This is a genomic window from Pseudomonas sp. FSL L8-0168, from assembly GCF_037976155.1.
In the GTDB taxonomy this organism is placed as follows: Bacteria; Pseudomonadota; Gammaproteobacteria; order Pseudomonadales; family Pseudomonadaceae; genus Aquipseudomonas; species Aquipseudomonas paracarnis.
On sequence record NZ_CP150262.1, the window covers coordinates 4,161,795 to 4,183,413 of the forward strand.

15 protein-coding genes are annotated in these 21,619 nt (G+C 61.2%); 4 read left to right on the forward strand and 11 right to left on the reverse strand.

Annotation, left to right across the window (positions count from 1 at the left end):
• Positions 1 to 27 precede the first annotated feature (27 nt).
• A complete protein-coding gene (ptsP, locus tag MHH62_RS19040; RefSeq protein WP_032902705.1) occupies positions 28 to 2,538 on the forward strand; it encodes a phosphoenolpyruvate--protein phosphotransferase in 2,511 nt (836 codons plus the stop codon).
• A gap of 26 nt (positions 2,539 to 2,564) precedes the next feature.
• Positions 2,565 to 4,262, forward strand: a complete 1,698-nt coding sequence (gene nagE / locus MHH62_RS19045; protein WP_014719794.1) for an N-acetylglucosamine-specific PTS transporter subunit IIBC — start codon at positions 2,565 to 2,567, stop codon at positions 4,260 to 4,262.
• Positions 4,263 to 4,377: 115 nt separating this feature from the next.
• Here nagE and MHH62_RS19050 read toward each other — a convergent pair whose 3' ends face one another.
• The 4 genes from MHH62_RS19050 to purL all read right to left on the reverse strand — a co-directional run bounded on the left by MHH62_RS19050 (position 4,378) and on the right by purL (position 9,615).
• A complete protein-coding gene (locus MHH62_RS19050) occupies positions 4,378 to 4,572 on the reverse strand; it encodes a hypothetical protein (RefSeq protein ID WP_339233039.1) in 195 nt (64 codons plus the stop codon).
• Between the two features lie 86 nt (positions 4,573 to 4,658).
• Entirely contained in the window at positions 4,659 to 4,928 is a 270-nt protein-coding gene (locus MHH62_RS19055; RefSeq protein WP_020301367.1) for a DUF6124 family protein, read from the reverse strand.
• Positions 4,929 to 5,402: 474 nt separating this feature from the next.
• Positions 5,403 to 5,714 (reverse strand): NIF3 1, encoded by a 312-nt coding sequence (locus tag MHH62_RS19060; RefSeq protein ID WP_014719796.1) that lies wholly within the window; start codon positions 5,712 to 5,714, stop codon positions 5,403 to 5,405.
• 4 nt (positions 5,715 to 5,718) lie between these two features.
• Positions 5,719 to 9,615 (reverse strand): phosphoribosylformylglycinamidine synthase, encoded by a 3,897-nt coding sequence (gene purL / locus MHH62_RS19065; RefSeq protein ID WP_014719797.1) that lies wholly within the window; start codon positions 9,613 to 9,615, stop codon positions 5,719 to 5,721.
• A 286-nt stretch (positions 9,616 to 9,901) separates the two neighbouring features.
• Between purL and mltF the strand changes: the two genes are divergently transcribed.
• The gene (mltF, locus tag MHH62_RS19070; RefSeq protein WP_137270788.1) at positions 9,902 to 11,362 is read left to right on the forward strand and encodes a membrane-bound lytic murein transglycosylase MltF; all 1,461 of its coding nucleotides are present in this window, start codon (positions 9,902 to 9,904) and stop codon (positions 11,360 to 11,362) included.
• A 136-nt stretch (positions 11,363 to 11,498) separates the two neighbouring features.
• Here the strand turns inward: mltF and MHH62_RS19075 are convergent, their stop codons facing one another.
• From MHH62_RS19075 to treP, 5 genes are all read right to left on the reverse strand, one after another.
• On the reverse strand, positions 11,499 to 11,777 hold the full coding sequence (locus MHH62_RS19075; protein WP_103452547.1) for a PTS transporter subunit EIIB: 279 nt from the start codon (positions 11,775 to 11,777) through the stop codon (positions 11,499 to 11,501).
• 2 nt (positions 11,778 to 11,779) lie between these two features.
• Positions 11,780 to 14,314, reverse strand: coding sequence for a phosphoenolpyruvate--protein phosphotransferase (ptsP, locus tag MHH62_RS19080; RefSeq protein ID WP_339231647.1), 2,535 nt, complete (start codon positions 14,312 to 14,314; stop codon positions 11,780 to 11,782).
• Positions 14,315 to 14,523: 209 nt separating this feature from the next.
• A complete protein-coding gene (locus MHH62_RS19085; protein WP_339231649.1) occupies positions 14,524 to 15,744 on the reverse strand; it encodes a carbohydrate porin in 1,221 nt (406 codons plus the stop codon).
• 165 nt (positions 15,745 to 15,909) lie between these two features.
• On the reverse strand, positions 15,910 to 17,556 hold the full coding sequence (gene treC, locus MHH62_RS19090; RefSeq protein ID WP_073454185.1) for an alpha,alpha-phosphotrehalase: 1,647 nt from the start codon (positions 17,554 to 17,556) through the stop codon (positions 15,910 to 15,912).
• Between the two features lie 122 nt (positions 17,557 to 17,678).
• On the reverse strand, positions 17,679 to 19,121 hold the full coding sequence (treP, locus tag MHH62_RS19095) for a PTS system trehalose-specific EIIBC component (protein ID WP_103451177.1): 1,443 nt from the start codon (positions 19,119 to 19,121) through the stop codon (positions 17,679 to 17,681).
• 254 nt (positions 19,122 to 19,375) lie between these two features.
• Between treP and treR the strand changes: the two genes are divergently transcribed.
• On the forward strand, positions 19,376 to 20,080 hold the full coding sequence (treR, locus tag MHH62_RS19100) for a trehalose operon repressor (RefSeq protein WP_339231652.1): 705 nt from the start codon (positions 19,376 to 19,378) through the stop codon (positions 20,078 to 20,080).
• A 38-nt stretch (positions 20,081 to 20,118) separates the two neighbouring features.
• On the opposite strand, the gene MHH62_RS19105 is transcribed toward treR, so the two are convergent.
• Entirely contained in the window at positions 20,119 to 21,354 is a 1,236-nt protein-coding gene (locus MHH62_RS19105; protein ID WP_339231654.1) for a type II toxin-antitoxin system HipA family toxin, read from the reverse strand.
• The gene (locus MHH62_RS19110; protein ID WP_003193996.1) at positions 21,347 to 21,592 is read right to left on the reverse strand and encodes a helix-turn-helix transcriptional regulator; all 246 of its coding nucleotides are present in this window, start codon (positions 21,590 to 21,592) and stop codon (positions 21,347 to 21,349) included. Before MHH62_RS19110 ends, MHH62_RS19105 begins: the two co-directional genes overlap by 8 nt.
• Between the last annotated feature and the right edge of the window lie 27 nt (positions 21,593 to 21,619).

Genomic DNA, 21,619 nt, shown 5'->3' on the forward strand with positions numbered 1-21,619 from the left:
GGCGTTTTCCTGATGAGTACCGTGCCCATGCCCAACAACAATAATCCATTGACCCTTAGCGCCCCCTTGAGTGGGCCGGTGCTGGCCCTGAACCGCGTCCCCGACGAAGTGTTCGCCAGCGGCGCCATGGGCGACGGTATCGCTATCGACCCGCTGAACGACTGCCTGCAGGCGCCCTGTGACGGCGTGATCATCCACGTCGCCCGCACCGGGCACGCCCTGACCATCCGCGCTGATAACGGTGCCGAAGTACTGATGCATGTGGGCATCGACACCGTGGAACTCAATGGCGAAGGCTTTGCCTTGCTGGTGAAGGAAGGCGCACGGGTGAGCGAGGGTCAGCCGTTGGTGCAGTTTGATCTGGACCGCATTGCGCGCCAGTGCAAGAGCCTGGTGAGCTTGATCATCCTGACCAACAGTGAGCGCTTTGAGCTGCAACCGATTGCAGGCAAGACGGTGAAGGTCGGTGACGCGCTGATGCGGATTGCCGTGCGCACATCCGCACCGGTTAACACCGCTGTGGATAACTCGGACGCGCAAGTGAGCGCTACAGTGCGCATCACACACCGTGGCGGATTGCATGCACGCCCTGCTGCACTGATCCGCAAGACTGCTCAGGGTTTCAGCAGCCAGTCACAGCTGCACTTCGGTGATAAGACGGCGGCTTGCGACAGCTTGATCGGCCTGATGGGGCTGGGTATTGGTGAAGGTGACGAGGTACGGGTGAGCTGTCGCGGCAAGGATGGCGAGGCGGCGTTACAGGCATTGGTCGCCGCGCTGTCCGTGGCGATCCACGAGGAACACCACACGCCGGTCGCCGCCACACCACGCCGGGCGAATACCGAAGCCAATGTGCTGCAAGGCGTCTGCGCCGCGCCGGGCTTGGTATGTGGGCCGCTGTTCCGCCTGGCGGGCATCGAGTTGCCGGAAGATACCGACCCCCATAACGTCGACGAACAACTGCAAAGACTGGATGTGGCTCTTGAGCAAGTGCGTGGCGAAATCCGCAACACTCTGGAACTGGCCCGCCAACGCAAGAACGTCGAAGAAGAGGAGATCTTCGCCGCGCACCTCGCTCTGCTGGAAGACCCGACGTTACTCGACGCCGCCAGCGCAACCATCGAACAGGGCAGCGCCGCCACCCACGCCTGGCGGGATGCGATCCAGGCCCAGTGCGCCGTGCTGCTGGCATTGGGCAAGCCACTGTTTGCCGAGCGCGCCAACGACCTGCGCGACCTGCAACAACGGGTGCTAAGGGCGTTGCTGGGTGAAGCCTGGCATTTCGAATTGCCGGCGGGGGCGATTGTCAGTGCCCATGAGCTGACACCTTCGGACCTCCTGCAATTGAGCGCGCAACAGGCTGCGGGCATCTGCATGGCCGAAGGCGGTGCGACCTCCCATGTGGCGATTCTGGCCCGGGGCAAAGGCCTGCCATGTCTCGTCGCCCTGGGCAATGAAGTGCTCGACGTACCCCAAGGCCAACGGGTGGTGCTCGATGCCGCCAACGGCCGCCTGGAACTGGCCCCCAGCGAAGCGCGCCACGCCGAAGTTCACCAGATTCGCGAAACACAGAAGTTGCGACGCCAGCAGCAACAGGTCCAAGCCCGGCAATCGGCGAACACCACTGACGGCGTGACGGTTGAAGTCGCGGCGAATGTCGCCTCCAGCGCCGAAGCCCAAGTGGCGTTTGACAACGGCGCCGACGGCGTCGGCCTGCTGCGCACCGAATTCCTCTTCGTCGACCGTCGCACCGCGCCGGATGAGCAAGAACAGCGCCAGGCTTATCAGGCCGTGCTGGATGCCATGGGCGACAAGTCGGTGATCATCCGCACCATCGATGTGGGCGGCGACAAGCAGCTCGACTACCTGCCGCTGCCCGTCGAGGCCAACCCGGTACTGGGCCTGCGCGGTATTCGCATGGCTCAGGTACGCCCGGAACTGCTCGACCAGCAACTGCGCGCCCTGCTGCAAGTTACCCCGCTGGCGCGTTGCCGCATCCTGCTGCCGATGGTCAGCGAGGTGGATGAACTGCTGCAGATCCGCCAGCGCCTGGATGAACTGTGCGCGGAGTTGGAGCTGACGCAACGCCCCGAACTGGGCGTGATGATTGAAGTGCCCGCCGCCGCGCTGATGGCTGAACAGTTGGCTGAACACGCGGACTTTTTGTCCATCGGCACCAATGACCTGTCCCAGTACACCCTGGCCATGGACCGCGACCACGCAGGCTTGGCCGCCCGTGTTGACGCGCTGCACCCGGCGCTGCTGCGGCTGATCGCCCAGACCTGCGCCGGTGCGGCGAAACACGGCCGTTGGGTCGGCGTGTGCGGTGCCCTGGCGTCGGATCCGCTGGCCACGCCAGTACTGGTTGGCCTGGGAGTCACCGAGCTGTCGGTAAGCCCGCCGCAGATCGGCGAAATCAAGGACCGCGTCCGCCACCTGGACGCGGCGCAATGCCGGCAACGGAGCCTTGAGCTGCTCGACCTGAGCAGCGCCAAGGCCGTTCGCCAAGCCTGTCAACACCACTGGCCGCTGAGCTGAAAACAACAAGAATAGGGAGACACGCCATGTACCAACACTTTATCGAAGGCCTGCAACGCCTGGGCCGCGCACTGATGCTGCCGATTGCGATCCTGCCAATCGCCGGCTTGCTGCTGCGCCTGGGCGACACCGACTTGCTCAACATCGCGGTGATGCACGATGCCGGGCAGGCGATCTTCGCCAACCTGGCGCTGATCTTCGCCATCGGCATTGCCGTGGGTTTTGCTCGCGACAACAACGGCACCGCCGGCCTGGCCGGGGCGATTGGCTACCTGGTGATGATCTCCACACTCAAGGTGATGGACACGTCCATCAACATGGGCATGCTCGCCGGTATCGCCAGCGGCCTGATGGCGGGCGCGCTGTATAACCGCTTCAAAGACATCAAGCTGCCGGAGTACCTGGCGTTCTTTGGCGGACGACGCTTTGTACCGATTGTCACCGGCTTTTCGGCGGTGGGCCTGGGCGTAATCTTTGGCCTGATCTGGCCGCCGATCCAGCACGGCATCAACAGCTTCGGCGTATTGCTGATGGAAAGCGGCAGTCTGGGTGCGTTCGTATTCGGCGTATTCAACCGCCTGCTGATCGTCACTGGTTTGCACCACATCCTCAACAATATGGCGTGGTTCGTGTTCGGCACGTTTACCGACCCGACAACCGGCGCGGTGGTGACCGGCGACCTGACCCGCTACTTCGCCGGCGACCCGAAAGGCGGCCAGTTCATGACCGGTATGTTCCCGGTGATGCTGTTCGGCCTGCCGGCGGCGTGCCTGGCGATGTACCGCAACGCGTTGCCGGAGCGGCGCAAGGTCATGGGCGGGATCTTCCTGTCGATGGCGCTGACCTCGTTCCTGACCGGGGTGACCGAGCCGATTGAATTCGCCTTCATGTTCCTCGCACCGTTCCTCTACTTACTGCATGCGCTGCTGACCGGCCTGTCGATGGCCGTGACCAATATGCTGAATATCCACCTCGGCTTTACCTTCTCCGGTGGTTTTATCGACATGGTGCTGGGCTGGGGCAAGTCCACCAATGGCTGGCTGGTGGTACCGGTGGGCCTGGCCTACTCGGTGATCTACTACACGGTGTTCAGCTACTGCATTCGCCGCTTCAACCTGAAGACACCGGGGCGTGAAGATATCCAGGTGGTGCAGGCCGAAGCGATGAGTGACAACCAGCGTGCGACGGCTTATATCCAGGCGTTGGGTGGTGCGCAGAACCTGCTCAGTGTCGGCGCTTGCACTACGCGCCTGCGCTTGGACATGGTGGATCGCAACAAGGCGGTGGATGCTGAACTGAAAGCGCTGGGTGCCATGGCTGTAGTGCGCCCGGGTAACGGCGGCAGTTTGCAGGTGGTGGTTGGGCCGATGGCCGATAGCATTGCCGATGAGATTCGCTTGGCGATGCCGGGGTTTGTTGCCGCAACGCCTGTAGCGGTTGCGCCTGTGGATAAGCCGGTGGCGGTGAATGTACACGAGGCCGAAAAGTGGCTGAATGCCCTGGGTGGCCGAGAGAATGTGCGCCAACTGGAAGCGGTAGCGATGACCCGGTTGCGGGTGGAGTTGGGGGATGATTCGGTGCTGTCTGAAGCGGACCTCACTGCGCTGGGTTGCAAGGGTGTGAGCCAGCTGGATAGCGGGGTTTGGCACTTGTTGATTGGTGACAAGGCTTTAGGTTTGGGTGAGGCTTTGGAGCGGTTGGTTACCCGCCCTATCAACGCCTGACCGATCGTTCCCACGCTCTGCGTGGGAATGCCGCCCCGGACGCTCTGCGTCCCGCCCTGCGCAAGGGTGACGCTGAGCGTCACAGGATGCATTCCCACGCGGAGCGTGGGAACGATCAGTTAGCCGTGGCTGCTGACACTTCGTGAAGATCCAGCACCCGATCCACCATCAACTGGATCCCTTCCACCATCCGATGAATCCCCAGCACTGCATCACGCAGGGGGCCGTCGACATCAAAAGCCAGTTGACCCGCCAGTGACTGCACGGATGCCAGGTCTTGACCGATCGTTCCCACGCTCTGCGTGGGAATGCCGCCTCGGACGCTCTGCGTCCCGCCCTACGCAAGGGTGACGCTGAGCGTCACAGGATGCATTCCCACGCGGAGCGTGGGAACGATCAGTTAGCCGTGGCTGCTGACACTTCGTGAAGATCCAGCACCCGATCCACCATCAACTGGATCCCTTCCACCATCCGATGAATCCCCAGCACTGCATCACGCAGGGGGCCGTCGACATCAAAAGCCAGTTGACCCGCCAGTGCCTGCACGGATGCCAGGTCTTGGGAGGCGTTGGCGAGCAGGGTTTCGCTGTTCAGGTTGGTTAGGATGGTGAAGATTTGGTCGGTGGGCTGGGAATCAGATGGGGGATTTGGGCTGTCTTTGATCATGGTAAACCTCTGGTGTGAAGTAAGAACTACCAGCATCACTTGCAGATGATGGGTGGCAGCTGTGTGCGGGCCTGCAAGACCGAGAATCACCAGCAAGTCTCGGTAGACCCGAAGGTCTCCCGCACACAGCCGCCATAAATGGCGACCATGAAAAAGCGCCGCAATTATAAAGGCGCTTGTGACTAACTGGTGAGGTTTCGGCGGGCTTGCAGTCCCGGTCGCTGAATTGGCAGCGACTGACGAAGGTCAGTGGTACCCGTTCCGAGGGACAACCTGAAAGGCTTGTCGGAAAGTTCTGAGGCGCCTGCACCGGCGCCATCGCAGGCAAGCCAGCTCCCACAGTGGGTTGATGCATGACAGACAACACGATCAAACTGTGGGAGCCGGGCTTGCCCGCGATGAGGCCTTCACAGCCAACAAAAAACCCGCTGACCAAACGGGCCCAGCGGGTTTCTTGTTTATACAGCCCACGAATCAAAAATCCGCCAACTGCCACACCTCATACGCCGGTGTCTCATACGGGTGACTGAGTTTCAAAGCAGCCACGACAGCCGCAATCAACTCATCCGCCACCACCAGCTCAACCTTCCACTCTTCAACCACTTCAACCTGGCCGACCTGCCCGATAAACGGCTGGCTGCCGTCCAACGCGCGGAATTGGCCCTGGCCCAGCACTTGCCAGGCGCAGCTGTCGTAGTCGCCGATGCGCCCGCCGCCGGCTGCGAAGACGGCGGTTTTTACCGTCTCCACATGGCTGTCGGGTACGAAGAAGGCGAGCTTGTACACGGCCTTAGTTCACCCACACGCGAGCGTTGCGGAACATGCGCATCCAGGCGCCGTCTTCGTTCCACTCTTCCGGGCGCCACGAGTTTTGCACGGCGCGGAACACGCGCTCCGGGTGCGGCATCATGATGGTCACGCGGCCGTCGCGGCTGGTAAGGCCGGTGATCCCGCGCGGCGAGCCGTTCGGGTTGGCCGGGTAGCTCTCGGTGACCTTGCCGTGGTTGTCGACGAAACGCAGGGCCACGGTGCCGGACAGGTCGGCTTCAAGCAGCGCTTCTTCGCTGCTGAATTCGGCGTGGCCTTCACCGTGGGCGATGGCGATTGGCATACGCGAACCGGCCATGCCCTGCAGGAAGATCGAGTTGGACTCCTGCACCTGCACCATGGCGACACGGGCTTCGAACTGCTCGGAACGGTTACGCACAAAGTGCGGCCAGAACTCGCTGCCCGGGATCAGTTCGCTGAGGTTGGACATCATCTGGCAACCGTTGCACACACCCAGGGTGAAGCTGTCGTTGCGTTCGAAGAAGCCCTGGAACGCATCGCGGGCACGGCTGTTGAACAGGGCCGACTTGGCCCAGCCTTCACCGGCACCCAGCACGTCGCCGTAGGAGAAACCACCGCAGGCCACCAGGCCTTTGAACTCATTGAGGTCAACGCGACCAGCGAGGATATCGCTCATGTGCACGTCGATCGCATTGAAGCCGGCGCGGTCGAATGCCGCCGCCATTTCCACCTGACCGTTGACGCCTTGCTCACGCAGTACGGCAACCTGTGGGCGAATGCCCTTCTTGATGTAAGGCGCTGCGATGTCCTGGTTGACGTCGAAGCTGAGCATGGTGCTCAGGCCCGGGTTGTCTTCTTCCAGGATCACGTCGAATTCCTGCTCGGCGCAGTCGGCGTTGTCGCGCAGACGCTGGATCTGATAGCTGGTCTCGGCCCACTGGCGTTGCAGCAAACGACGCTGACCGGTAAAGACCGTGTCGCCGTTGAAGGAGATATTGACTTCGCCGTTGTTGATCGGCTGGCCAATCACCGCCACGCACTCGGCCAGGCCAGCGGCGCTGAACTGCGCGAGCACGTCTGGGGTAGCGTCCTGGCGTACCTGGATCACTGCACCCAATTCTTCGTTGAACAGGATGCCGTTGATTTCGGCAGCATCCTCGGCAACGCTGTCGAGCACGATGTTCAGGCCGCAGTGACCGGCGAAGGCCATTTCGACGACGCTGGTCAGCAAACCACCGTCGGAACGGTCGTGGTAAGCCAACAGGTGGCCGTCGGCGTTCAGGCCCTGGATCACGGCGAAGAAGGCCTTGAGGTCTTCGGCGTCGTCGACGTCCGGGGCCTGCTTGCCGAGCTTGCCGTGGGTTTGCGCCAGGATCGAGGCGCCCATGCGGTTCTGGCCACGGCCCAGGTCGATCAGGATCAGGTCGGTGGTGCCCTTGTCCATGCGCAGTTGCGGGGTCAGGGTCTGGCGGATGTCGGTGACCGGCGCGAAACCGGTAACGATCAACGACAGCGGCGACGTGACGCTCTTGTCGGTGCCGTCTTCGTTCCAACGGGTGGCCATGGACATGGAGTCCTTGCCCACCGGAATGGTGATACCCAGTTCCGGGCACAGCTCCATGCCGACGGCTTTAACCGTGTCGTACAGGCGTGCATCTTCACCCGGGTGACCGGCAGCGGACATCCAGTTGGCCGACAGTTTGATGTCGGACAGCTTGCCGATACGCGAGGCAGCGATGTTGGTGAGGGTTTCACCAATGGCCATGCGGCCCGACGCCGGAGCGTCCAGCAGGGCCAGCGGCGTGCGCTCGCCCATGGCCATGGCTTCACCGGTGTACACGTCGAAGCTGGTGGCGGTGACGGCAACATCGGCCACCGGCACCTGCCATGGGCCGACCATTTGGTCACGAGCCACCAGGCCGGTGATGGTGCGGTCGCCGATGGTGATCAGGAAGCTTTTGCTCGCCACGGCCGGATGGTGCAGCACGCGTTCGATGCTGTTGGCCAGGTCCAGCGTGCTTGGGTCGAAATCATCGCCCAGTTCAGCTTCACGGTTGGCCGAACGGTGCATGCGCGGGGCCTTGCCCAGCAGCACTTCCAACGGCATGTCCACGGGGCTGTTGCCGAAGTGGCTGTCGGTGACGGTCAGTTGCGGCTCGGCAGTGGCTTCGCCGACCACGGCAAACGGGCAACGCTCGCGTTCGCAGATGGCCTGGAAGCGTGCGAAGTCTTCAGGACCGACGGCCAGTACGTAGCGTTCCTGGGATTCGTTACTCCAGATTTCGTGCGGGGCCATGCCCGGCTCGTCGTTTGGAATGTTGCGCAGCTCGAAACGGCCACCACGGTCGCCATCGTTGACCAGTTCCGGGAAGGCGTTGGACAAACCGCCAGCGCCGACGTCGTGGATGAAGCTGATCGGGTTCTTGTCACCCAACTGCCAGCAACGGTCGATGACTTCCTGGCAACGGCGTTCCATCTCAGGGTTTTCGCGCTGTACGGAAGCAAAGTCCAGATCTGCCGAGCTGGTGCCGGTGGCCATGGAAGAGGCCGCACCGCCGCCCAGGCCGATCAGCATCGCCGGGCCGCCGAGCACGATCAGCTTGGAGCCGACCAGAATCTCGCCTTTCTTGACGTGTTCTTCACGGATGTTGCCCATGCCGCCGGCCAACATGATCGGCTTGTGGTAGCCGCGCACTTCATCGCCACGCGGGGTGGTGATGGACTGCTCGAAGGTCCGGAAGTAGCCGGTGAGCGCTGGTCGCCCGAATTCGTTGTTGAACGCGGCGCCGCCCAGCGGGCCTTCGATCATGATGTCCAGCGCCGTGACGATGCGCTCAGGCTTGCCATACGGCACTTCCCACGGCTGTTCAAAGCCCGGGATCTGCAGGTTGGACACGGTGAAACCGGTGAGGCCCGCCTTGGGCTTGGCACCACGGCCGGTGGCGCCTTCGTCACGGATTTCGCCGCCCGAACCGGTGGCTGCGCCCGGGAACGGGGCAATCGCGGTCGGGTGGTTGTGGGTTTCAACCTTCATCAGGATGTGCACCGGCTCCTGCACCGCGCCGTACTGGCGGGTTTCCGGATCCGGGAAGAAGCGACCGGCGACGGAGCCGACGATGACCGAGGCGTTGTCCTTATAAGCCGACAGAACGCCTTCGCTGTGCATCACGTAGGTGTTCTTGATCATGCCGAACAGGCTTTTTTCCTGGCTTTGGCCGTCGATGTCCCAACTGGCGTTGAAGATCTTGTGACGGCAGTGCTCGGAGTTGGCCTGGGCGAACATCATCAGTTCGATGTCGTGGGGGTTGCGCTTCAAGCCGGTGAAGGCGTTGACCAGATAGTCGATCTCGTCTTCGGCCAGGGCCAGGCCCAGCTCGGTGTTGGCCTTCTCGAGGGCGGCGCGGCCGCCGCCGAGCACGTCAATCGCGGTCAGCGGCTTCGGCTCGGCATGGCTGAACAGGCCGGCAGCCTGTTCCAGCTGGCTGACGATGATCTGGGTCATGCGGTCGTGCAGGCTGCTGGCGATCAGTTCGGCTTCGGCATCGCTGAACTGGCCGGCGACATAAAAGGCGATCCCACGCTCCAGGCGCTGGATTTTATCCAGGCCGCAGTTGCGGGCGATGTCGCTGGCCTTGCTCGACCAGGGCGAGATGGTGCCGAACCGTGGCAGAACCAGGAACAAGCGGCCAGTCGGCTCTTGAACGGGAACGCTTGGGCCGTACTTCAGAAGGCGTGCCAGCACTTGCTGTTCGTCGGCGGTCAAGACGCCGGTTACGTCGGCGAAGTGAGCAAATTCAGCGTACAGGCCTGTAACAGCTGGAACCTTCTGGCTCAGTTGCTCAAGGAGTTTGCTGTGGCGAAAGGCAGAAAGGGCAGGAGCGCCGCGCAGGATCAACATCTTCGGGACAGCCTCGGGAAGGGGTGTGCTTTGAGGCCGTGCATTCTAGCGTAAACCTTCGCCAACGGCACCCGAAACGCTACCGGTGGCCGCCGCCGAACGTCAGTTGGCACGCTTTGCCTGCGATCACGGCGTGATGCAGGGCATTGGGCGCAGTTATTTTAACCGTCACAATCGCTCGCCAAGCCCCGTTTCTGCGGGCTGCAGCACAGTTTTACGCTGGCTAGCAGACAAGTGCGCCGCTGTCGAGATATGGCGCCGTGAGCCGTTTGCGTATACTGCGCAGATGTTCTTCCCAACTGTTTCGCGCCTGCGATGCGTCAAATGGCTCATCGCCACCTTGCTCTTCCTGATGCTCAGTGCCTGTGTTGATAAACCCAGCACACTGGAGCGAATCAAGGAGGATGGCGTATTGCGGGTGGTCACTCGCAACAGTCCCGCTACGTATTTCCAGGATCGCAACGGTGAGACCGGCTTCGAATACGAACTGGTCAAGCGCTTTGCCGACGACCTGGGGGTGAAGTTGGAAATCGAGACGGCCGACAACCTCGACGACCTGTTCAGCCGGCTGGGCAAACCCAATGGCCCGGTACTCGCCGCCGCCGGCCTGGTGAGCAGCGACCAGCGCCAGCAGCAGGTGCGCTTCTCCCACCCGTACCTTGAAGTCACCCCACAGATTATCTACCGCAACGGCCAATCGCGTCCCACCAATGCCGCCGACCTGGTGGGCAAGAAGATCATGGTGCTCAAGGGCAGCACCCACGCTGAACAACTGGCGGCGCTGAAAAAACAGAACCCGGCGATTGAATACGAAGAATCCGATGCCGTTGAGGTGGTGGATTTGCTGCGCATGGTCGACGAAGGGCAAATCGACCTGACCCTGGTGGACTCCAACGAAGTGGCCATGAACCAGGTGTACTTCCCCAACGTGCGCGTGGCCTTCGACCTCGGCAATGCCAGCAATCAAAGCTGGGCCGTGGCAGCAGGCGACGACAACAGCCTGCTCAACGAGATCAACAGTTACCTGGACAAGGTCGAGAAGAATGGCACCTTGCAACGCCTGAAGGACCGCTACTACGGGCACGTCGATGTACTCGGCTATGTCGGCGCCTATACCTTTGCCCAGCACCTGCAACAACGCCTGCCCAAGTATGAGAAACACTTTCGTGCGTATGCCAAGGCCGAGAAAGTCGATTGGCGGCTGCTGGCAGCCATTGGTTATCAGGAATCGCTGTGGCAACCCACGGTCACCTCCAAGACCGGCGTGCGCGGCCTGATGATGCTGACCCAGAACACCGCGCAAGCCATGGGCGTGTCCAACCGCCTGGACCCCAAGCAGAGCATCATGGGCGGCGCCAAGTACCTGGCCAGAATCAAGGATGAGCTGGACGACAAGATCGCCGAGCCCGACCGCACCTGGTTCGCCCTCGCCGCCTATAACGTGGGCACCGGCCACCTGGACGACGCACGCATCCTGGCGAAAAAAGAAGGCCTGAACCCAAACAAGTGGCTGGACGTGAAGAAGATGCTGCCACGCCTGTCGCAGAAGCAGTGGTACAGCAAGACCCGCTACGGCTACGCCCGCGGCGGCGAGCCGGTGCATTTTGTGGCCAACATCCGGCGTTACTACGACATCCTCACCTGGGTGACCCAGCCGCAGCTGGAGGGTAACCAGGTGGTGGAAGGCAACCTGCATGTGCCGGGCGTGGACAAGACCAAGCCACCGCAAGACAGCCCGCAACTCTGATCACGACAGCCCGCACACAGCAAATCTCTGTGGGAGCCGGGCTTGCCCGCGATGGCGGCCTGACAGTCAAGGTATTCGGCGCCTGACACACCGCTATCGCGGGCAAGCCCGGCTCCCACATTTGATCATCGTCGCCTTATAGGCTGGTGAGCAGGTGGAGCACGCCGCCCGGCAGTACCATCACGGCGGGTATACCCGCGGCCTTCAACGCCGACTCATCCAAACGCCCCGCCTCGCGCAATTGCACGCGCACCCGCGTGAGTGCCACGCGCTGCTGTGACGTGACGTTACCCTCCCCGCCCAATGCACTCACCACATCGGCCGACAACAGGCTCGGCGGCGTCGGCGTGACCGTCTCGGCCACCAAATCAGGCGTCAGGGCTTTCCAGAACGCCCGCTGCAATTTCTCGAACATGCTCAGTGCTCCATGATAGGTGAGGTTTCAACGGTGGCCGCGTGGTACAGGCGCAGGGCCTCGCGCACTTGGTCGGCTTCTTCCAGGCCCAGCACTTGGCGGGCAATGATCTGGCAGTCGTGCAGGTCCAACTCGCGCACGGTGGCCTTGATGGTGGGGATCAGCGGCACGCTGACCGACAGCTCATCCACGCCCAGGCCAATCAACACCGGCACCGCCAGGGTTTCGGATGCCAGCGCACCACATACGCCCACCCACTTGCCGTGGGCATGGGCCGCCTTGACAGTGATGTCGATCAGCCGCAGCACCGCCGGATGAAAACTGTCGGCCTGGCTGGCCAGGCGCGGGTGATCGCGGTCCATGGCCAGGGTGTATTGGGTGAGGTCGTTGGTGCCGATGGAGAAGAAATCCACATGGGGCGCAAACACATCCGCCATCAACGCCGCACTCGGCACTTCGATCATGATGCCCAGCTTGGGGAGTTCACTCAGGCCAAGCGTCTGCGCTTCCTCTTCGAGCATTTTGCGCGCCAGATGCAGCTCCGACAGCAGGCTGACCATCGGCAACATGATATGCAGCCGCGCCAAACCTGCACTGGCAAGAATCGCACGCAACTGTTCACGCAACAGTTCGGGACGTTCCAGGCACAGGCGGATCCCACGCAGGCCAAGGAATGGGTTGGTCTCGCTTTCCATCGGTACATAGGCCAAGGGTTTATCGCCGCCCACATCCAGGGTACGCACCACCAGATTGCGCTCGGGGCCGAGGGCGCGGGCGATGGCGCTGTAGGTGTCGGCCTGCTCCTCTGCGCTCGGGGCACGGTTGCGTTCCAGGTAGAGGAACTCCGAACGCAGCAGACCCACGCCTTCAGCGCCCAGGGTCAGTGACTGTTCCACTTCCTGCAATGAGGCGACGTTGGCTGTGACCTCGATGTGGTGACCGTCGCGGGTGACCGCCGCCTGTGAGGCCTGTGCCACTTCACGCTGCAGCCGTAGCTTTTGCTGTTGACGAACCGCCTGCAGTTGCTCGATTTCAGCCAGATTCGGCTCCAGCTGCAGCTCGCCTTTATCGGCATTGAGCAGTACCCGCTTGCCGTTGGCCAAGGCCAATACTTGACTGGGTACACCGCAAAGGGATGGCAGGCCGAGGGCCCGGGCGAGGATGGCCACGTGGCTGGTAGCCCCACCGGCGACCGTGACGAAGCCCAGCACTTTGCTGGTATCCAGGCCGGCGGTTTGTGAGGGGGTCAGTTGTTCGGCGACCAGAATGGCGCACTCCGGCAGCTCCATGGAACGCTCCGGCACCCCCAGGATCAACTTGAGCACGCGCTGGCCGACGTCGGCCAAATCCGCCGCACGCTCAGCCAGCAGCGTTTTACCCAAGCCTTCGAAGAGCCTGGCGGTCGCCACCGTGGCCGTATTCCAGGCAAAGGCCGCGCTCTTGCCTTCGGCCAGCAGGCTATGAGCTTGTTCAAGCAGGGTCGGGTCTTCGAGCAGTTCCTGGTGGGCGCGGAAAATCTCGGCCTGGGCGCTGCCGGCCGCCTTGGCCTGCAACGCTTGCAGCGCCTCGTTTGCCGCCCGCAGGCCACGGGCCAATGCGGTACGTTCGAAGGTTTCTCCCGCACCGGCTTCGGGAATGTCGAGCGTCGGTTCAGCCACCTGGACCACCTGGCCGAACGCCGAGCCCGGCGACGCACAGACGCCTCGCAACACGGACGCCGAAGACGCCGACGCAGCGGGCTTGCTGATTTTCTCGACGGCTACCGGCAGCGTCTCGCCACAGCCGTCGAGCAACAACGCCACCAGCGCCTGGATCGCCGCCTCGGCATCTTCCCCCGCCGCGCTCACTTGCACGCTGTCGCCCTGGGAGGTCTGCAGCGCCATGATCGCCACAAGCGACTTGGCATTCGCGCTCAGGGTTTGCTTGTGCAGAAATATGCTTGAACTGAACCCCTTCGCCGCCTGAGCAAACACCGCCGCAGGGCGGGCGTGCAAGCCGCTGGCGTTGGGCAGGGTTACTGGCTTGGAGAACAGCGCATTGCCCTCCTCCTCGTCCACCTCTGCGGGTATCTGCCCCGGTGAGACCTGCAACAGTGGCTGGCCGGACTCGACCAGCGCCTGACCGGCCACCAACGGCACAAACGGCTCGCCGCTTACAATGAGCATCAACGTCAGCAGGCTACGTGCATTGAGCGCCACATAGTCGGCATCGAATTCGATCAGCGGCTGCCCGGCCTCCACCCGCTGGCCCTCCTCGACCAGCCGGGTGAAGCCCTGGCCCGCCAGGTTCACCGTGTCCAGGCCAATATGCAGCAATATCTGCACACCGTTATCGGCGGTGACGCTGACGGCGTGGCCGCTGTCCTGAATGTTGCTGACCACCCCGGCCAACGGCGCGCAGAGGGTCTGCGAAGTGGGGTCGATGCACAGGCCATCGCCAATCACGCGGCCGGAAAATACCGGGTCGGGGACCTGATCCAGCGCCAGCAAAACCCCGGACAAGGGTGCCAGCAGTTCCAGGGGTTGAGATGTGGTCATGACTTCACCTGTTTGTGTTGTTCTTTAAAAATCATTGAGTCGATGCAAGGTTGAGGATGACGAAGATCAAAGGTGGGAGCGGGCTTGCTGTGGCGAGCAAGCTTGCTTGCGCTGGGGTGCGAAGCGCCCCCAAAAGCCTGCGACTGCTGCGCAGTCGAGCGGGAGCAAGCTCCCTCGCCACAGCAAGCCCGCTCCCACACAAGCCCGGATTACTTCCACCAATATTCGACCTGCACACCGACGTTCGACCCATGCCGCGCCGTGCCATAGGCGCCGGTGTCGGACAAAGCCGAGCCCGCCGCCAGCTCATTGGCCGCACGCTTGGCCGCTTTATTCCAGGACGCATAGGTGTAATACAGCCGTACTTCCGGCCGCGCCCAGAACTCAGGGCCTTTGGGCGACCAGGTCGGGGCGAAGGTAAATTTGCTCAATTTGCGCGTACCGCCGGTGGCCTCGACCTGATCGTGCCCCAGCTCAGTGACCAGTTTGAATTGCTCGCTGAGCGCATACGCCGGGCGTACACCCAGGGACATCCAGTTCTGATCCTGACGCCCAGGGCGCACATCTTTCTGGTACACAGCTTCAACTTGTCCACCGAAACGCGGTGTCACCTGCCAATCAAAGAACTCCACGGCGCGGTAACTTTTGCTGCTTTTGTCCAGCGTGGTATTGCCGGTGTAACCCAGGCCGGTGCCAGGGCCTTCGCCGTACTGCAGGGCAAACTTGTTCTTGCCGCCCAGGAAGGCCGCTTGTACATGCTGCGCCGTCAGCGCCCAGCCACTGTTGGTGTCACGCCCACCGGCCTTGGCGATGTAGCTCAAGCCAAGTTCCAGTTCGCCACCGGGGTTGGTCTTGAAACCGGCGACGTTGAAGTCGTGACGGGTGGCGTATTCCTTCTGGTACAGGTTGTCCTTGCGCGACAGGGCGTAGCTGTATTTCAAGCCGCCGATCAACACGTCCTCGATCCCACCACCGGTGGCGCTCTGGTTCCAGTAGTAGAAGTCGGAAATATGGATGTCGTTACGTTTGTAGTAACGCCGCCCGGCCCACAGCGAACCGCCATTGAGACTGGGCAGGTTGGACCATTGCGCATACATCTGCGGCATGCGCGCCGAGCCGTTGTTTTCACCCTGGAACTTCAGGGCGCGGTCGTACCGGTTGTAGAGGGACGCCATGGCATCGACGCTGAACACAGAACCGTCGTAGAGGGTCAGCAAATCCTGACGCAGTTCCAGCTCGGCGTACTGCTCGCATTCGTTACCCAGGCGGTATTTGGTTTGCGCACCCGGCAGTTGGAAACATTGCTGCTTGCCGCTGCCCGTTGACGTGCCCACGCCGCTGCGCAAATACCCGGCAAACTCCAGGGCTTGCGCGCCAACAGGCACCGTGAGGCAGGAGGCAATAAGGCCCAGCTTTATTGTTGTTTTCATGAAACGCTCCTTTTATTTTTATTGTTTTTTCTTACTGTCTTGCATGACGCGATCCCTGTAGGAGCGAGCTTGCTCGCGAAAAACTTCCTGCCTCCACGCAACACCTGGAGGGGCGCGTTTTCGTTGACGATCTTCGCGAGCAAGCTCGCTCCTACAGGGGGTGTTTCAATCAGTCAGGTGCAGCACGAAGGATTCATAAGGACGTAACAGCACAGTGCTCGTGCGCAGGGGGCAGTCGGGGTAGTTGCTGATCAACAGGCGTTGCTCGCTCTCGGCGTTGATCACGCTTTCTGGCAGCTGGATCTCGCATGGCGATCCATAGAAGTTGTTGAGTACCAACAGGCGCTCGCCGTGGCCTTCACGCAGGTACGCCCAGACCTGGAGATGGTCTTGCAGCATCGGGCGGTAAACGCCTTGCTGTATCAGCGGTTCGCGACGGCGCAGATCGATCAGCCTGCGGTAGTGATGCAGCACCGAATCCGTGTCATCCACCTGGCTTGCGACGTTGATCTGCGCAGCATTCGCGGGAATGCCGATCCAGGGTTCACCGCGGCTGAACCCCGCGTTCGCTTCGGTGCTCCACTGCATGGGCGTACGCCCGTTATCGCGGGACTTCTGCATGATCGCCGCCATGCTCGAGGCTTCGGACTCTCCCGCGTCGCGCTTGAGGCGGAAGATGTTCAGGGTTTCCACATCGCGGTATTGCGAGATGCTGTCGAAGCCTGGATTGGTCATACCCAACTCTTCGCCCTGATACACATACGGCGTGCCCTGCAAAAAGTGCAGCGCCGTGGCAAGCATCTTGGCCGAGACCACGCGGTATTGGCCGTCGTCACCAAAGCGCGAGACCACCCGTGGCTGGTCGTGGTTGCACCAGAACAACGCGTTCCAGCCGCCGCCGGCCTGCATGCCCATCTGCCAGTCGGAGAAAATCTGCTTGAGTTGCAGGAAGTCGAAGTCAGCCTTCACCCACTTTTGCAGGTTGGGGTAATCGACTTTCAGGTGGTGGAAGTTGAAGGTCATCGACAGTTCTTTAGACGCTGGATTCGAGTAGCGAATGCAGTGTTCCAGGCGGGTGGATGACATCTCGCCCACGTTGATAAGGTCATGGCCTTCAAAGACTTCACGGTGCATTTGCTGCAAGTATTGGTGCACGTTCGGGCCGTCGGTATAGAAGCGGCGGCCGTCGCTGTTGTCCTCGGGGAAGTCGGCGGGCTTGGAGATCAGGTTGATCACATCCAGGCGGAAGCCGCCCACGCCTTTGTCGCGCCAGAAGCGCATCATCTTGAACACTTCGGCGCGCACCTGGGGGTTGTCCCAATTGAGGTCGGCCTGTGTATGGTCGAACAGATGCAGGTAGTACTGGCCAGTCTGCGCTTCGTACTCCCAGGCCGAGCCGCCGAACTTGGATTCCCAGTTGTTCGGCTGGTCGCGCCAGATGTAGAAGTCACGATAGGGATTGTCGAGGCTGCTGCGCGCCTGCTGGAACCATTCGTGTTCGATGGAGGTGTGGTTGACCACGATATCGAGCATCAGCTTGATGCCACGCTTGGCGGCTTCGCTGATCAGCAGGTCGCAGTCGGCCATAGTGCCGTAGCTGGGGTCGATGGCGTAGTAGTCGCTGATGTCGTAGCCGTTGTCGCGCTGGGGCGAACGCAGGAACGGGGTGACCCACAGGCAATCCACGCCCAGCCATTTGAGGTAGTCGAGTTTGTCCACGATGCCCAACAGGTCACCGGTGGCGTTACCCGCGTGGCTGTGGAAGCTTTTGGGGTAGATCTGGTAGATCACCGAGTGTTGCCAGGTTTGCATGGTGGGTTCCTTCAGTAGAGTTGGGTGCTGGCCCTTCCGGCCTCATCGCAGGCAAGCCAGCTCCCACACTTGAATGTGTTCACACATCACTGTGGGAGCTGGCTTGCCTGCGATAGCGATCTTCAGGCGACCCGGTAACCAGGCCGAATGATCTTCATGCTCAACATGCACGTCAGCGCAAACGGCACGACCATCGCCACGACCATGCCGATCACGAACATCGGAATCGCGCTCGGCACGATCGAGATAAACCCGGGCAACCCGCCGACGCCGATGGCCGAGGCCTGCACCTTGTTCAACGACAGAAAAATGCTGCCCAGCGCCGAGCCCAGCAGCGCGGCATAGAACGGAAATTTGAAGCGCAGGTTCACGCCGAACATCGCCGGCTCCGTGATGCCGAAGTAAGCGGAAATCGCCGAGGTGGAGGCCATGCTTTTGTCCCGAGCATTGCGGGTCATGTAGAACACCCCGAGCGCGGCGCTGCCCTGGGCCAGGTTGGACATGACGATCATCGGCCAGATAAAGGTGCCGCCCTGAGTGGAGATCAACTGCAGGTCGACGGCGAGGAACATGTGGTGCATGCCGGTGATTACCAGCGGCGCATAGAGCAGGCCGAAAATCGCGCCGCCGATCATCGGGGCGATCTCGAACAGGGTCACCAAACCTTCGGTGATCAGGATGCCAAGGTGACGGGTCACCGGGCCGATAATCGCCAGGGCCAGCACGCCGGTGACGACGATAGTGGTGATCGGCACCACCAGCAGTTGAATGGCATTCGGCACCCGCGCCCGCAGCCACTTTTCGATCACGCTCATGACAAAGGCCGCCATCAGGATCGGCAGGATCTGCCCCTGGTAACCGACTTTCTCGATCTGGAACCAGCCGAAGATATCGAAGTACGGCAGGCTCTGGCCGTCGAGGCCGGCAACCGCCTTGCCGTAGTTCCAGGCGTTGAGCAGGTCCGGGTGCACCAGCATCAGGCCCAGCACGATGCCGAGGATTTCACTGCCGCCGAACCGCTTGGCCGCCGACCAGCCCACCAGTGCCGGCAGGAACACGAAGGAGGTGTTGGCCATCAGGTTGATCAGGCTCCACAGACCATCCAGGTTCGGGTAGGCCTCCAGCAGCGTCTTGCCTTCGATGAACATGCCCTTGGCGCCCATCAGGTTGTTCACGCCCATCAACAGGCCGGCAATGATCAGCGCGGGCAGGATCGGCATGAACACATCGGAGAACACCCGCACCAGACGCTGCATGGGGTTGGTCTTGTCGCCGCCGGCTTTCTTGACGTCGGCAATGGTCGACGCGGCCAGGCCGGTCAACTCGCGCAGGGCGGCGTAGACCTTTTCCACTTCGCCGGGGCCGATCACCACCTGGAACAGGCCACCGGTAAAGAACGAGCCCTTGACCAGATCGACCTGGTTAAGGGCACTGCTGTTGACCAGGCTGGGGTCCTTGAGCGCCAGGCGCAGGCGGGTCACGCAATGGGCGGCCTGCTCAAGGTTTTCGCGGCCCCCGAGGTTGTCGAGAATCTCGCGGGCAATCGTTGAATAGTCGTGGCTCATGCTCGTTTTCCACTGTGATTGTTTTTATGGGTGGCAGTCGTTGGCAGCACGCCGAGGAGGGAAAAGTACTCGTCTGTACGAGTTAAATCAACAACTCGTCTGTACGAGTTACATTTTTGTTTATGCCTGCGAGCTTTCTGTCAGATTTTTCCCCGGCTCGCACCGCTGTCCAATGGACAAACCCCACCTCTGCCACTATGGTTCCTGCCTTGAACGCGCAGTCCACCTTCATAACGCCGGGCAAGAGCCATCCCATGAGCAAATACAACCAGATCTATACGGATCTGCTTGCCAGCATCACCACCGAGCGCCTGCAACGCGGTACGCGCCTTCCCTCTGAAACCGAACTGATGGACGCCTACCAGGCCAGCCGTGGCACCGTACGGCGCGCCATCGAGCAGTTGCAGGAACGTGGCTTTGCGCAAAAGATCCACGGCAAGGGCACCTTTGTGTTATCGCCCAACCCGATCGAGTTCCAACTGGGCGGCATCGTCAGCTTCCACGAAACGCACGCTGACCTGGGCGATGACGTACGTACTGACGTCGTCGAGTTCACCCAATTCCCGCTGGAAGGTTCTCTGCTACAACACATCGAAGCCGAGCCGGGCACACTGATCACCCGCATCAAACGGGTACGCCGTATCGGCGGCAAGCGGGTGATTCTCGACATCAACCACTTCGTCGCCGACCTGCTCCCCGGCCTGGACCGCTCGATTGCCGAGCAGTCGATCTACGCGTTTATCGAGCAAACGCTGCAGCTGCAGATCAGCTATGCGCAGCGCACCATCGAAGCCTTGCCGCGCAGCAAGGACGACCAGGCGCATCTGGATCTGGATGGGCAAAGCCATGTGATTGTGGTGAGCAACCAGACGTTCTTGCAGGATGGAAGGCAGTTCGAGTACACCGAGTCGCGGCATACGTTGGATAAGTTTTATTTTTCGGATGTGGCACGGCGCTAAACCCGGCTGCTCCCTGGGGCTCGCTTAAACCCGGCCCCTCACGACACCGAGATACTCCTGGCCAAGCCTGCTGCCCATGCGCCGGCCATCTTTTCCCCCACGGCTTCGAACTCCGGGTGGGTACTTCGATACTCGGATAGCTCCGCCATAGCGCGACTCATGCCATCGTCCACTCTGGCGAGCAATTCGTTACAGCGCGCCTGCGTCAAACTGCACGAACTGCGCCCGAACTGCACAAGCATCTTGCGCTTTGGCCACGCCTTCGAACCGCCAAGCAACAGCCCCATGATGTCGTTGCCGGCGTAGACCGTAGTGGTCACCAGGTCATAAACGGGGGCAAGCCAGACATCGGCATCCTCGGCGCAGTTTTCATAAAGCAAGCCGAAGTTTTTCAGGTGTGCATCACCGTTCTGAATACCGGCCGAGAGCGCCACCATTATGAAAAAGTCTTCAAGAGCCCTGGCTACCCGGCTTGGCGTGACAAATGACCTGATCAGTTTTGCGCACCCTTGATAGCTGCCGTCATATTTTTTCCCGGTTCCCCATCCCGATAGAACACACATATCCTCAAATCCGAGGTAGGCGTTTTCACCGATGTCGAACCGCTTCACTACCAGAAACTTCCCGTTATGACTGAGCTGGACCTCAGGCACCTCAAGACCACAATGGTATGCGGCACGCATGCAGAAAAATTCATTGGCCGCCAACTGAGGAACGTCCGACTCATTGAACGCCTTTACCAAATGCGTGGCGCCCTTGTGGGTAAGACGTTCAATATCAGCAGCCATATCGCCAACATCGCGAACCAGCACTTTCGGCTGAACGCCCGACACCCCTGAATAAGCGGCGTAGGTTTTCAGAAGCTCATCGAACAGGTCTTCAGCCCCGTCGTACACCAGCAGGTCAGCCAGCCTGACCCCAGGCAACGACGCATCACCCGCTTGATGGGCAACGCTGATACGACCCAATTGGTGCGGACCTACGATGCCCAATAAAGCAAAGTCATCAAAACCGCGCACCGATTTGCTGAAACGCCGTACGAGTTCGGCCTTGAGATGCCCTTCAGGAATGTGCATCTCAAACAACGGGTGAATGCCGTACTCCCAGTTGTAGCTTTCCAGGCGCACCGGCATGGTCAAGGACACTGCTTGCTCTTGGGCCACCGTGTCGTTATACGAAAAAATCGAGTCACGCTGATTTTCATTACGTCGCCCGAGCGTTCCAGCAGGCACACCGTTGGTGCCGATGTACAACCGATCACGTTGGCTAGTCATGGACACCTCCTGCCTTCAATTCGTCGAGAGTCATGCGTCGAGGATTGGGGGTGGCGGTCAATTCGTATCCCAAGCCTTCAAGAATCGCTGCGACCTTGCGAATACCTATTTCAGGGATGGTATTGTTTTCGATCCCCGAGATGGTGGCGCGACTCATGCCGTGCCGCTGTGCTAGCTGACTTTGCGAAAGGCCTGCGGACTTTCGCAGGGTTTTGATCAGAATTCCTAGATCCTCCACCTATATCGCATCCTATACAATGCAAAA